This is a genomic window from Chitinophaga sp. CC14 (assembly GCF_048957795.1).
GTDB lineage: Bacteria > Bacteroidota > Bacteroidia > Chitinophagales > Chitinophagaceae > Chitinophaga > Chitinophaga ginsengisegetis.
The window spans coordinates 755,086-769,083 of sequence record NZ_JARBFY010000003.1 but is presented as its reverse complement, the minus strand read 5'-3'; the positions used below and the strand labels follow the sequence as shown (position 1 = coordinate 769,083).

Annotated in this window: 13 protein-coding genes; 8 read left to right on the top strand and 5 right to left on the bottom strand. The window is 44.9% G+C overall.

Going from position 1 to position 13,998, the window contains the following annotated elements; all coding sequences use genetic code 11:
- The first annotated feature begins 43 nt into the window (after window positions 1-43).
- The 5 genes from PV783_RS13175 to PV783_RS13155 all read left to right on the top strand — a co-directional run bounded on the left by PV783_RS13175 (window position 44) and on the right by PV783_RS13155 (window position 6,961).
- Window positions 44-1,162, top strand: coding sequence for a cellulase family glycosylhydrolase (locus PV783_RS13175; RefSeq protein WP_420988304.1), 1,119 nt, complete (start codon window positions 44-46; stop codon window positions 1,160-1,162).
- Between the two features lie 163 nt (window positions 1,163-1,325).
- Window positions 1,326-4,187, top strand: coding sequence for a histidine kinase (locus PV783_RS13170; protein ID WP_420988303.1), 2,862 nt, complete (start codon window positions 1,326-1,328; stop codon window positions 4,185-4,187).
- Window positions 4,187-4,933 (top strand): LytTR family DNA-binding domain-containing protein, encoded by a 747-nt coding sequence (locus PV783_RS13165; protein WP_336386297.1) that lies wholly within the window; start codon window positions 4,187-4,189, stop codon window positions 4,931-4,933. The genes PV783_RS13170 and PV783_RS13165 overlap by 1 nt, the downstream gene beginning before the upstream one ends.
- A gap of 330 nt (window positions 4,934-5,263) precedes the next feature.
- The gene (locus tag PV783_RS13160; protein WP_420988302.1) at window positions 5,264-6,394 is read left to right on the top strand and encodes a M12 family metallopeptidase; all 1,131 of its coding nucleotides are present in this window, start codon (window positions 5,264-5,266) and stop codon (window positions 6,392-6,394) included.
- A gap of 102 nt (window positions 6,395-6,496) precedes the next feature.
- Window positions 6,497-6,961, top strand: coding sequence for a hypothetical protein (locus tag PV783_RS13155; RefSeq protein ID WP_420988301.1), 465 nt, complete (start codon window positions 6,497-6,499; stop codon window positions 6,959-6,961).
- Window positions 6,962-7,041: 80 nt separating this feature from the next.
- Here the strand turns inward: PV783_RS13155 and PV783_RS13150 are convergent, their stop codons facing one another.
- From PV783_RS13150 to PV783_RS13130, 5 genes are all read right to left on the bottom strand, one after another.
- Window positions 7,042-7,938, bottom strand: a complete 897-nt coding sequence (locus PV783_RS13150) for a hypothetical protein (protein ID WP_420988300.1) — start codon at window positions 7,936-7,938, stop codon at window positions 7,042-7,044.
- Between the two features lie 200 nt (window positions 7,939-8,138).
- The gene (locus PV783_RS13145) at window positions 8,139-8,717 is read right to left on the bottom strand and encodes a YdeI/OmpD-associated family protein (RefSeq protein WP_111578940.1); all 579 of its coding nucleotides are present in this window, start codon (window positions 8,715-8,717) and stop codon (window positions 8,139-8,141) included.
- Between the two features lie 12 nt (window positions 8,718-8,729).
- The gene (locus PV783_RS13140) at window positions 8,730-9,110 is read right to left on the bottom strand and encodes a DoxX family protein (RefSeq protein ID WP_420988299.1); all 381 of its coding nucleotides are present in this window, start codon (window positions 9,108-9,110) and stop codon (window positions 8,730-8,732) included.
- Between the two features lie 6 nt (window positions 9,111-9,116).
- Window positions 9,117-9,584, bottom strand: a complete 468-nt coding sequence (locus PV783_RS13135) for an SRPBCC family protein (RefSeq protein WP_420988298.1) — start codon at window positions 9,582-9,584, stop codon at window positions 9,117-9,119.
- Window positions 9,585-9,591: 7 nt separating this feature from the next.
- Window positions 9,592-9,915, bottom strand: coding sequence for an ArsR/SmtB family transcription factor (locus tag PV783_RS13130; protein WP_079468362.1), 324 nt, complete (start codon window positions 9,913-9,915; stop codon window positions 9,592-9,594).
- A 185-nt stretch (window positions 9,916-10,100) separates the two neighbouring features.
- Here PV783_RS13130 and PV783_RS13125 point away from each other — a divergent pair, with 185 nt between their 5' ends.
- From PV783_RS13125 to PV783_RS13115, 3 genes are all read left to right on the top strand, one after another.
- Window positions 10,101-11,144: a succinylglutamate desuccinylase/aspartoacylase family protein gene (locus PV783_RS13125; RefSeq protein ID WP_420988297.1), complete on the top strand. Its 1,044-nt coding sequence runs from the start codon at window positions 10,101-10,103 to the stop codon at window positions 11,142-11,144.
- A 53-nt stretch (window positions 11,145-11,197) separates the two neighbouring features.
- Window positions 11,198-11,533: a hypothetical protein gene (locus PV783_RS13120; protein WP_420988296.1), complete on the top strand. Its 336-nt coding sequence runs from the start codon at window positions 11,198-11,200 to the stop codon at window positions 11,531-11,533.
- A 102-nt stretch (window positions 11,534-11,635) separates the two neighbouring features.
- Window positions 11,636-13,996: a TonB-dependent siderophore receptor gene (locus PV783_RS13115; RefSeq protein ID WP_420988295.1), complete on the top strand. Its 2,361-nt coding sequence runs from the start codon at window positions 11,636-11,638 to the stop codon at window positions 13,994-13,996.
- Window positions 13,997-13,998 lie beyond the last annotated feature (2 nt).

The window sequence follows — 13,998 nt, the reverse complement described above, 5'->3', positions numbered from 1 at the left end:
AGCATATCCAGAATATCTTAATGAAAACTAAAAACCCAAAAAAATGAAAACGACAAAGAAAACCTTCACCGTTCTTATAATGGCGCTGGCCATCATAACAGGTTGCCGCGATAAAGATCCTGTCGATGTCGGGCACTCCTCACCCACCATCACCGTATCAGGAAAAAACCTGGTACTGCCCGGCGGCCAGTCATTCCTCCTGCGCGGCATTAATTACCCCATTATCGATGAGGGCCTGCCCACCCTGGGCAACCCTACCCAATACAAATTTAAAATTGATGAAGCTGCGAAAACCGGCGCCAACGCCATCCGCATTCAATGGTACACTAACGGCACCCATTGGCTGGATAAAACAGGCTCCGGAACACCTGGAACAGTAGATGGCCTGCTCAATGACGGAACGCTGAGTAATATCATCGGGTATTGCCACCAGAAACGCATGATCCCTATCCTCGTAGTCCAGAACACCGTGTGCAAAAGCGACTGGAATTATTTTAACAGTGTAGCCGTAGCCTGGTGGCAGCAACCGATGGTACTCGATCTTATCAATAAACATAAAAAATACCTGATCGCCAACATCGCCTGCGAATTCGGCAACGTGTTGTGGGCAGCAGATCCAGCGGCTGCACAGGAAACATTCAAAAGCAATTACACCCAGGCAGTGCAACGGCTCCGTAGTGCAGGTATCACCATCCCGTTTATGATTGATGCACCGGATTGCGGCACGTCCTCTTCGGAACTTGCCAAAGTGGCGAAAGATATTCTCAATGCCGATCCCGCAAAGAATATTATTTTCTCGGCGCATACCTATTGGGCAGATTATGCCAACAACGAAGCCGCCGTTAAAGCGAAACTGGACGAAATTGATAAAACAGGCGTATGCTTTGTTTTTGGAGAAGTAGGTAACTGGCAGGATGGTAATACCTGTTGTGCCTATGATATAACTAACCTCTATCGCATTGTGCTGAACGAAGCATGTAAACGTAATATCGGCTGGCTCGCCTGGACCTTTAGCCAGGACTGTTGTAAACCACGCGAAATGACAACCAATGGAGAGTTTAATACGTTAACTCCCTATGGCAGTGATATCATTCACAACAACGCATACGGACTGCTATCCGGAGGCGCCTGCGCAGCTCAGCCCTTGCCCAATGAGGATTAGAAAGGAATACAACAGGATAACTATAAATGTTTGTAAATTTAAATAAAAACCCTTGGCTTTACCACGTATTATATCACATACCCTGTTTGGGTTGATATGCTGTATCTGTTATACAGGGAGCCTTCACAGCCAGGATCATTACAGAAAACAAATTTTGAACTACATGGACGGACTTCCGTCCGACTATGTATACACTGCCCTCCCTGATTCATCCGGGTATTTATATATCGCTTCCCAAAAAGGCGTTTCAGTTTATGATGGTTACCGGTTCGTCAATCATCCATCCCTGCAAGGGGGAGTAAGTGATTTATACCAGGATCACAATACCTTTTATTTTTATGACGACAGAGGACTGAATCGCTTACAAAATTTTCAGGCCGCCCCCGAACTGCTGGCAGCGAATATCTTTACGGATACCGATCCCAATAACGATGCCTACAGGAATATTTTCATTGATAAAAAGAAGAGAATATGGTCCACAGACTTTAACTATGTGAAATACTACCTGCCGGGAAATGGCAGGATCTCTTCATTCCTCATTGCGCCCGACAATAAAGATGCGGAGATAAATATAGATATACTTGAAGTTACAGGAGGAGAGATCTGGGTGCCCGCAAGATCAGGGCTCTGGGTTTGGAAGGAAGCCGGCAACAAGCTAAAGCTGCACCCTGCAGCCATTAACCAATTAAGTTATGAAAGCGCCGTTCAGGTGAGTGACAGGGAAGTACTCCTTGCCACCACAGATGGAAAGTTGATCCGTGTAAACCCGGCTACCGGGCAATTTGAATATCTTCCGTCATTGCCCACCCACGATGTGGTGAAAGGATTCCTGCATACAAAAAAGGGATTGTTTCTTTACACTTCCCGGAAGATATACCGGAAAGAACAAAATGATTACCGGGAAATTTGCAGCATCGATGATGCGGTGATCAATTCCGCCAGTTTTGATACGCGTACCAACCTGTTCTGGATTGCCACCACAAAAGGATTGGTAAAATTAACACCCGGCCCCGAAGCTATTGAAACCATCCCGATTCCCGGAACAAATGATAAAAATGATGCGGTAATATCTATTGTAGAACAAAAAGCAGGCGGACTGTGGATGCTGACCCGCGCAGGAGAAGTTTGGTTTTATGAAAACGGCTCCCTGGACAGGCGCTTTTCAAAACAAACGGATAACACTTGTTATACATTGGATGAAGTGGATCATCAAATCATATTATCTACCCAAAAGGGAATATTCCGGTGGCAGGACAACCGGTTTCAACTGCTGCATTTGCCGGGCCTGCAAATAAAAAGCGCCATACGAAAAGTGTTGGTAACACCGCAAAACGAATGCTGGGTTGTTTTCTCCGGTCAGCAGATCGCACGGTACAGTTATCCCGGTCTTGAAAAATTCTCCAGGGCATTTAATAACGACAGCGCTTTCTGGACCGGCAATACATGGAATGATATGCTGACAGATAACAACGGCACCATCTGGCTGGCTGGCTGGATGCCCAAAGCGTGGGGTATTGCCCGTTATGATGCCGCTAAAAATGCGTTTGTGGAGATATCCGATTCCACCATTAATAAAAAGACATTAGGCGTGTTTGTAGGAGATTATTACAACAGCATAGGGCTGGCTGCAGATGATAACCTTTTGTTTTCCGCCTACGGCGGATGGAACCGTACAGATGAGAAAGGGAAAATAATCCAGAAAGTAGATACGCACGAATACGATATTGCAGATACCTATGTGGTAGGGATTTCTGAAGACCGGCACGGAAATGTTTTTTTTGGTACCCGCGAAGGGCTGCATGTTTGGCTGAAGGGAAAAGATAAGGTAGTCCGGCTTTCACAGATAGATGGTTTGCCTACGGACTACCTGGTGAATGCCCATAAAAAATTACTCAACGGCAAACTTGCCCTGGGTATTCCCAACGGAATAGTATTAATAGATCCTGAAAAGATTTTGCAAACCCGGTTAACCAATCGCCTGCGCCTCACGCAAACCAGTGTAAACGGCGTTTTCAGAAATGAAAATACCAACCGCATTGAATTATCCAGGAAAGAAACCTCTCTTTACCTGTACTTCTCCGACTTGTCCTACCTGGATCCGCATAAGGTTTACTTCAGGTATAAATATAGTGATGAAAATAACTGGCATGACCTGGGACACCGGCCGGAACTATCTCTTCATCACATTACCCCGGGAGAGTATAACATTACCGTAGAGGTGTCAGATAACCTCGCTAACAGGCAGGAACAAACGTTGCTGCTGTTTGTAAAAGCCCATCCGGCATGGTGGCAAACCTGGTGGTTCCGTATCGCGGCGTTGATCCTGTTCATCGGACTGGTGGCATTCCTGATAAAGAGGAGAATCCGGAACATCTGGCGGGAAGCGGAATTAAAACACCGCATAGCCGAAACCGAAATGATGGCGCTGCGGGCACAAATGAATCCCCATTTTATTTTCAACTGTATCAACGGCATCGATGCGCTGATCCAAAGCAATGATAAGTACTCTGCAACCGTTTACCTGAACAAATTTGCCAAGCTGCTTCGCAATGTGCTGGATAGCTCAAAACAAAATACCGTCAGCCTCGCAAAAGACCTGGAAACGCTGCAATTGTATATCGACCTGGAACAACTCAGGGACGAAAATAAATTTACCGCTTCCATCAAAGCGGATGAATCCCTGCTGCAGGACGACTACCAGGTGCCACCGCTGGTGGTACAACCTTATATCGAAAATGCCATCCTGCATGGGCTGAGGCATCGCCCGGATAACGATGGCAGGCTGACGATTACAGTCACCAAAAACGAAGAACACATTGAATATATTATTGAAGATAACGGAGTAGGCAGAGATACACCCAGGAACGGCAACCGGAAACATGACTATTCCTATGGCATGCAAATGAGCGGCGACCGGGTAAAGTTTTTTAACAACGAAGAGTATGCCTCTGTAGTGGTAACAGATTTAAAGAACAATGGAAAGCCCACCGGCACCAGGGTTCAGGTACTATTAAAAATTCAGTAATGCTATCAGCTATAATCATTGACGACGAACAAAAAGGACGTCTTGCCTTGCGTGAAAAACTGCGCGACTATTGCCCGGAAGTACGCCTGCTGGGCGAAGCGGCAGATGGCGCCGAAGGATTGAAACTTATCCAGGAACAAAAACCTGAAATTGTTTTCCTGGACATTGAAATGCCGCGTATGGGTGGTTTTGAAATGCTGCACATGCTCCCACAAAAAGATTTCCATCTTATTTTTACCACCGCTTACGACCAGTACGCGATCAAGGCTATCCGCTATGCAGCCTTTGATTACTTACTCAAGCCTGTTGATATTGAAGAACTGAAATCGGCCATTGCAAGGGTTAGCGGGCAGTCGCAGGAACATACAGAAGAAAAGCTCCAGGTACTGCAACAAAACCTCGACACAGGCTCCCTGCAGGGCAAGATCGCCATTCCCACTGTAGAAGGACTGCTTTTCTTCAATATATCCGACATTGTATCCCTGGAAGCGAAGAGCAACTACACCGCCATCAACTTCTCCAATCATCCTGGCCTGCTTGCCAGCCGCACCCTGAAAGATTTTGAGGAACTGTTGCCAACGAACCTGTTCTTTCGTACACATCATTCGCATATTATCAACCTGCACTACATCAAGCGCTACATCCGCGGAGAAGGCGGGCAGATAGAACTGGAAAACGGGGTGTATGTAACCGTGTCGCGGCGTAAAAAGGAAGAGTTACTGAAAAAGTTCAGGTATAAGAAGTAGATAAGTCAATGCTACGTGCTTGATAAAATTAGCCCCGGCATGGCTCAAAACTATTTACATCCGGCCCGGGGAAAATTAACCAGGAGGGAAACAATTGATTATCATAAATATACAGGCTGATTTCAATCCGGACTATTCCTATTATTAGGACTACAAATCATCTGCTTAAAAATAAATTCCTGATAATTAGAAATATTCTTTTACTTTAGATATCGTTATACGTGCTACTGACCCTCAGGTATCACGAAACTAATTTGCTTAACCTATTTCTCATTTTTTGCTATAGTCTCACAATAACCCAAGTATTCTTTCAACCAATAAAAATTACCCATGAAACGTACCCACTATTTGAAAACAATCCCATTGTTAGCAGTATTGTTTTTCTTATCCTGCAGTAAGGATAAGCAATCTAATGAATCAGATAACCAGAAAGACGGCCCCATCACTTTAAAATCCGGTGTGATAGTCGAAAAAAAGGGAGCTGATTATTTTTGGGAAGGTGACATCCGCCTTACTAAAGAACAATACAAAAACCTGGAAATTTATGGTCAATTACAGTCGAAGAAGCCCGACTATGTAGGCGCTGAAAAAAACGCACACCCGGTTTACAACGTGCCCTTTCAAAACACCGCTCAGGGTCGCACCATTCCACGCGCATTCAGTATATACCCCACCGCCTATAATTTATGGGCAATGGTGAGGATTATATACGGATCAAATTTAACGTTGGCGGAGAAACAGAAAGTACGTTCCGCACTGCTTGAAATGCAGTCCAATACCAACGTAAGATTCTACAACGCTACCTGCGAACCACTCGTTGACCCCACTTATGGATTTACCTATCCCAACATCGAGTTCTGGTCTACAGATGGCGCTGATGTCAGTGAATCAAACCTCGGAAGAACAGGCGGTGTACAACGTATCAACCTCGCTGATTTTGCCTTTAATTCATGGGATAACAGTGTAATTATTCATGAAATCTGCCATGCACTGGGATTAAGACATGAACATACGCGCCTCGACAGGAATTCGTTTGTTACTGTGAATACATCCAATCTTACTTCGTCCGGACTGGCGCAATTTAATATCCCGTCCACCAATTACTACCAGACAGGTACTTACGACTACACTTCTGTAATGGGATACAGCTCTTATACAAGCAGTACCTCCATTGTACATAACACCAGCCTGCCGATGTACACTAAAACAGACGGCACTGATATTTACCAGGGTAGTTTTCTTTCCAACAGCGACAGATCCTGGATAAACTACTTCTATATTCCGTATATGGCACGAACAGATGTGTATGCTGAGTTAGCGCCTACGGTGTACAAGTCGGATAACACGATCATGACGCCGAGTGAAAGACTCGATTTTCAGGCATACCTGAACAACGGCAATCCAACGCCTCCTAATTGTTGTACGCTGACCAATGATTTAGGAAAATTTACTTGTCCTTAAGTTAATAATACCGGGAAGAAGCCTGTCAAAAACGACGGGCTTCTTTCTCATTTAAAAGATAAAAACGTAATTTACTTTTCAACATAGCTAAAATATCGACGGATGAAAAGCTTTTTCATTTTTTTATGTCCAATTGTGACGTTGTTGTTGTTACAATCCTGCGATAAGAACGATAAGGATGATGACTTACAGGTAGACCCTTTTACATATGGTACTAAATTCGATTGGCGGGAAGATTCTATAAAGACACAACAGGAAGGGACCTGGACAAAGATCAGTAATGGCAACGTATTTTCCTGGCTGGCAAAAGACAACACGCTGCAAAGCACCAGTTTCGCGGCTTATGGTCTTCGCACAAATATCAAAACGGAATTTGTATATACTATCCGGAAAGATTCTGTATTTGCAATTAAGCTGACTGCCGACAGTATCTATTTCCTGGATGGAAACGGTAAGCCAAGAACAGATCTGAAAGGGAAAATAACCTATTCCCCGGATACGTCATTAGTGGTACTCAACACAGCAGTATCGCCGGCGATTACGATAAAATACAAACTGGAAAAGTAAGCACTATTACTTAAAAAATTTATAAACTGCCGGTTATTAAAACTGGCTTTACGTGTTTATAGCCGGTTCATTTAAACCAATCAGAACTGAACAATGGCTCCCAGGCGGGCGCCATAAAAGTAATTATCGGCACCATTGAACTGTGTGGAAATCTGTGTGCCGTTTGTTAAATAAGATATATCGGTTCCTTTGGAAACCCTTGCATTCCCCAGCACTCCGTCAAGTGAGAACGAAAGAAAACCGTTAACAGCATACCTGAAATTCAAACCATAATCCATACCGTGTCCCTTTGAGGTTTGTTCAAAACTCAATGGATGCATGAAGATATCTATCAGGTTCCAGTCCGCCTCTCCCCTGTAACTGATCAGCGTATAGGCTATATTGGCGCCAACTGACAGCGACCGGCTAACCAGGTAATTACCTTCCAGTGAGAACGCTGGTCCACGCCATCTTGCCGCGTAAGTGCTTTGCAGGTCTGTTAACTCCGGGCTGAGGATAACAAAGTTTTGCCGGGTATTTTTATAGGATACGCCGGCCCCTAAACTGAATTTGGTACGTTGGAGAAATATAACGCTGACGCCTATCCTGAACACCTCCAAATAGCCCCTGTCGCTGGAAAAGGATTGCTGAAACGTAGGTTCTGTACGATCATCGCCTTTATAATCCGTGTCCATCCCGTTGCCACTGACTACACCGTTTCTTTGATAGTATGTATCAAACCGCAGGTATTTCACCGGCCTGTAGGCGCCATTCAGATAAAAACCAAAAGAGGTAATGCTGTTAAAGTGCAGCTCTGATAAAACGTTGGGGGATTGCCCCTCTGAATTGCCTGCAATGGACCAGTCGAAATTATTTACGTTCAGGGCGCCACCGCCAGATACCGAGAATTGGCGGGACTGTGCATTTACCGGTAATTGACTAAACAGCGTAATAATAGTAAGGGTAACACCCGACCATGAGGGTTTGAAGCTGGCCATGTTATTGGGATTATATAACAGATGCAAATAGTGTTTTCATGCTTACTAAAGATACATGCTTCTCCGGGAAAAGAGAATGAAAACATAAGTTTCAGGGAAAAAATATTTCTTCCCTCCAGGTTAAAAATCTACAGCATCAGATCCACAAAGTTCTGTGATTCAGGTCGGGTATTTGTTTTGGCTGCTACAAACTGTTCTTCTTAATCATCTAATCCTCTTCCATCAAGAATTTGCTCGATATATTTTTCCACTCTCGACTCCCGTGTTTTAGATTGTTTAGGGGCAGAAAAATAAAGCAGGTATCCTCTTTGCCGGCCTGGCGTCAGTTCATAAAAAGCAGTTTTCAAGGCAGGCGTTTTATCCAGTTGCTTTTGAAATTCTTCCGGAACCGGGTATTCTTTAGTCTTTTTAAACTCCACTTTCACGCCGGCTTCTTCCAGTTCAACGGCTTCGTAAATGTAGGCTTTCAGGGTAGACTCCAGCTTGGTAATCTCCTGGAGGCTGGTAAACCGCACCTGGCGCGCAGCCTGTACATTCTCTGTTTGCTGGATCAGGATACCTTTAGGATCCTTTAACAGCGCGCCTTTGAAAAATAACACTGCGCAGTATTCTTTAAAAACATGAATTAAAACAATGTTACTTTTCTCAAAGGTGTAACAAGGACACCCCCACTTCAATTCTTCACTCAGGTGACAGTCGAGCACAATCGCTCTCAACTTCTCTATTTCTTTCTTCCACGTTTTAGCTTTATCAAAATAAAAATCAACCTTGGGATTCATTTTATTTCATTTTTATTGATTAACTGAAATAGTTTTTCTATCCGCCGGCCTGAAGTACCAGGATATTACAGTCAGTGCAAGTAATAACAACGAGGGAAATATATGGTTCGTGGTGCCTGTTGCCAGATGTGAAAAGGCCGCTCCCGACATGGCAAAGAAAAAGCCTGCATACGCCCATTCCTTCAGTAAAGGAAATTTAGGAATAAGTATTGCCACAGCTCCCAACAATTTCCAGACACCCAGTATTGTCAGTAAATAGGTGGGATAGCCTAAATTCTCCGTAAAATCTACTTCCGCCTTCACTTTGAATAATTGTACTATTCCGGTAGATACCATTCCCAATGCAAGCCAGAGCGTAGCAATCCAGTAGATAATTTTATTTCTCTTTGACATGATGTGTTATTTTAATTTGCTTACAATAGTTTGTAACCGGTTATGTGCCATATTCAGACCTGGGGCAAAACCCATTTGCATCATCTGATCCCTGAGTGCAACAGATTTATAGACGATATGCATACTGAGTTTACTGGTGTCGTCTGTAAGGGGTTCAAATACCAGGAACTCGAGCTGGGCGGGAAAAGGCGCGTTCTCCATTTCAAATGTCCGGGTAATTTTCTGGTCCGGAACAAACTCGTGGATGGTGCCACTGGCTTCAAACACTACCTTTCCGCTGGCATCGCTTGTTTCAAAATGCCAGCCGCCGTGCTTCTTATTTTCCAGCTTCAGCACTTTGGTTCCCATCCATTGCTCCACAATTTCGGGCTCTACATAGGCTTTAAAAAGCAGATCCACCGGCAAATCAAACTCCCTCGTTATTACTAATTCCTGTTTGCCGTCTTCGGCATTAACTTTTGTTTTACGTTCCATATGGGTGTTATTTTTTTGATTTGTACTTTTTCATGATGGCTTCTAATTTGTTAAACCGGTCATCCCACATTTGGCGGAATGGCTCAATAAAGTCTGCTACTGCTTTCATTTTTTTTGCGTTGATGTGATAATAAATCTCCCTGCCGTTTTGCTTTTGTTCAAGTAGCTCGCACTCCGTGAGTATCTGCAGGTGCTTTGAAACGGTTGGCCTTGCCGTGTCAAAGTTCGAGGCTATTGCACCTGCAGTCATGGCCTGCGAAGCTACCAATAGAAGTATAGCCCGTCTTGTCGGGTCCGCTATGGCTTGAAATACATCTCGTCGTAAATTCATTGTGTAGCTATTTGACTACAAATATAAATGTAGTTATTTAACTACACAAATTTATTTTTGCCCGCCTCTGCCTGGCAGCACAACATCCCGTTTTACCAGTGATCCTTTAAATATTGGTAATTCCGGAAATACTATATATTTGCATCATTGTTGCAAATGATATGTTTACAATCTGGCTTTACTGTATGCGATTATCTGTTCCTTTCTACATTTTTACTTTGTTGTTAAGTTTCCGGGCGCCGGAAATATTTGCCCGGCAGGCTCCATTTACAATAGAAGGTCACCAGGTGGCGGCAGGAGAAAAAGCTTCGTTTGATATACCGGTTATCACGGCTTCAAAAGACAGCACCTTTATCCCCGTTACCGTAATACATGGTAAAAACACAGGTCCTGTAATCGGGCTGATAGCCGGCATTCATGGATTTGAATATCCACCCATTATGGCCATGCAGCAAATGGCACGGGAGCTTAATCCCGCTGTATTAAGCGGCACGGTCATCATTGTTCATATAGCCAATGTAAATGCGTTTCTCGGCAGGTCTGTATACTATAACCCGGTCGACGGAAAAAATCTTAACCGGGAATTTCCGGGAGATAATAAAGGCAGTCAAACGCCCTGCATTGCCTGGGTACTATCACAGAAAATATTACCAAGATGTAATTACCTCGTAGATATACATGCAGGCGATGCCCCGGAAGACCTGCACGATTATGTGGGATACTATGTATATGGCGGGCAAACCGACAAAGCCAGGCAGATGGCGGAAGCACTGGGATTCGACTGGATCATGAAATCCGAAGCCAGTTTTGTAAACGGAGTGCCAACGCTGTATTGCTCAAAGGAAGCAGTGCGGCAGGGAATACCAACTGTTGCAATTGAGTGTGGCGGGCTCGGAAATGTTTCAACAGCGGAAGTAACAAAAATAAACAGTGGCCTGCTGAATTTAATGCGAAGCCTGCAATTCTTACCCGGCAAAGTTGAAATGCCCAATCATCCGCTGGAAATCACCAAACGCAGTTCTCTCAACAGTGAATACACCGGTATTTTTTACAGCGATTGCAGAAGCGGACAGCTGATCAGCAAGGGGATGAAGTTAGGTTACATCACCGATTTTAAAGGGAACCTGCTAACCGATATCTACTCGCCCATTGATGGCTTTATCGTTTACCAGATCGCCACGCCACCGGTAAATAAAGGAGAAATACTGTTCAGCTTTGGGGCATTGTAAGCCGGATATCTGCTAAAAAACAACCATTAATTTTATACCCTGTTGCATCAAAATTGATACTGCCACAGAAATATCGGTCATGGATCGCCAGCATATTGCTGGCGCTATATGCGTTTATTGCCATGCCTGTTCACTACTGGCATTCGCATCCGGAAACGATAAAAACAGCAGCAACATCTTTTGATCCGGGCATTGCTAAAGCCTGCAAATATATTCCTGCCGGATGTAAAGTATGCGATCATCAGTATACAGTTTATTATAATCAGCAGGATATGTATGCAGGCCCTGTGCTTACGCCGGCCACGCATCGTTATGCCTTCCCCGCTGTGGCTACCTGCGAAATCCCCTCTTTTGCCTGCTCCAATAAAGGCCCTCCTGCTGCTCCCTGATACTGAGTCCACTACTTCAATGTATGCCGCCGGCGCCCGCGCGTTTGGCTGCACACCTATGCCACATTAATATCTCCATTTATCCTTTATTAATTACAAACAATGATTCAGCGCTTCTGTTTTATACTGCTACTCTGCGTAGCTTCAAATATAATTTATGCCCAGCATGGCAAAATCCAGGGAAATATCTCCGGTCCCGACCAGAAAGTACTGGCAGGCATTACCATCAGTATGGAAGGGTGGCCGAAAGCTACGCAAACGGATGATGACGGGAACTTTTTCTTCACGGGTATGCAACCCGGCAATTATGTGCTGATTGCAAGCGGCGTTGGATATAAAGCCAAAAGCAGCCGCATAACAGTAGAAAATAATAAAACAATATTTCTTCGCCTGGAACTTGATATCGCCACCTCCACGTTAAGAGAGGTACATATTGCAGGTAAACGGCCATCCGCTCAATCCGGCGCACTCACCAGAACCAACACGCCGCTGAGAGATATTCCGCAAAATATCCAGTCGGTAGACCGCACTACTATCAACGATCAGCAGCTTTTCCAGCTGGATGAAGCGCTCCGGAATGTGGCAGGCTTCACTTCCACCGACTATTACGGCAGCTTCAGTTCCAGGGGTTACACTTCCGGCATTGGCGGGGTTACCACCAATGGCATAACCGGCTCGCCCTACCCGGAAGGTCAGCTTCCCTTACTCGGCAATATTGAAAGCGTGGAAGTGATACACGGCCCGTCCGCTATCCTATACGGACAAGGCGGAATGGGCGGCAATATCAATATGGTCACTAAACAACCGAAGAAATACCAGGTGGTAAACGCCACTGTTGCCGCGGGCTCTTTTGACCTTATCAGGGCGCAGGCCGATATCACCGGCAGCATTAATAAAAAGAAAAACCTCTACTTTCTCGCCGGCGCCGGATGGCAAAACGGAGGCAGCTTTACCCGGCATTTTGACCGCCGCAGCATCCAGGTATATGGCTCGCTGAAATGGGAAGTAAATCCCAAAACCAGCTGGCAGATAAATGGTAACTATGTAAATGAAGACGCCAGCAATAATTATCAGCCCCGCGTTCCCATCTACAAAAGCAAGGATAAAGACAGCATCTTCCTGGTGCCTTATGATTTTAACCCGGGCTACGACAGCCGTTATAAAGGCAATAATTACCAGCTGCAATCCGTGATGGAACATCGTATTTCCGGCAACTGGAAAATCGGACTGCTGGCAGCTTACAGCGAATCCAGGGCCGACCGTAATCAATACACCGCTTCCGGATTTGTGCGGCCCACCGACAATACCGTAAGCCGTTCCTATAGCTGGCAACAGATCAATTCTCCACAAACTACCGTTAATATTTACACGAACGTAAAAGTTAATACCTGGAAGATCATCCACCAGGTTACCATCGGTGGCGATGCCATGCTGTCGCGCAACAATTATCCCAACGGCATCCTGCAGTATGCCGCCACACGGTTACCGGTATTCGACACAGAACAGGAAAGCCGCTACGATACTACAGGAATGACCTTCTATGGTAAATCAAGAACAGAAAAATTCACCTATAATACATTCGGCGCCTATGTGCAGGACCAGATTGAAATTACTTCCAAATGGAAAATACTGGCCGGCCTGAGATATAACAACTACTTCCGGCGCTATTTTGCTGATAAGCCGGATGGTACTGTTCAGAATGATGAACGCCCCCTACGCACCGAAAACTTTTCACCCCGGCTGGGAGTTGTTTACCAGCCTGTAAGCACCGTTTCCATTTACCTGGATTATAACGAAGGCTTTTCACCCCACTATAGCAATAACGTTGAAAACGGTGGCCCCTTTGCCCCTGAAACCTCTAAGCAATATGAATTCGGCGCCAAGGGAGAATTCTTCCAAAACACGTTTCAACCTTTTATATCAATTTACCAGAGCGACCGGAAGAATGTATTACAGTCGGTTCCCAAACCTGATCTGCCCTATTGGAGAGAGGCTATCGGGCAGGTACAGAGCCGGGGAATTGAGATAGGCGCAAAAGGTACGTTACTGGGCAATCTCTTCCTCAATGTCAATTACAACTACAACAAAACAAAAATTACGAAAAGTATAAAGCCGGAAGATATTGGTCAGCTCTTTGCCAACTCCCCTGAAAATTCAGCCAATGGCTGGGCTAAATACACTTTTACTACCAACGCGCTGAAAGGGCTTTTCATAGGTGCAGGTTTCCAGTATGTGGATGCCCGTTATTTCAGTAATAAAAAAGAAACCAGTACCGACGTGCTGGAAATGCCTGCCTATACTGTTTTTAATGCCCTCATCGGGTACAGGTATAAACAATACAGCCTCCAGGTTAATGGTAATAATCTGGCTAACAAACGGTATGCTGCCAGCGGAGTTGTCAACTCCTATACACCCGGCGCACCCAGAAATCTGCTGGTATCATTGAATTGCTCATTCAGGTAAAA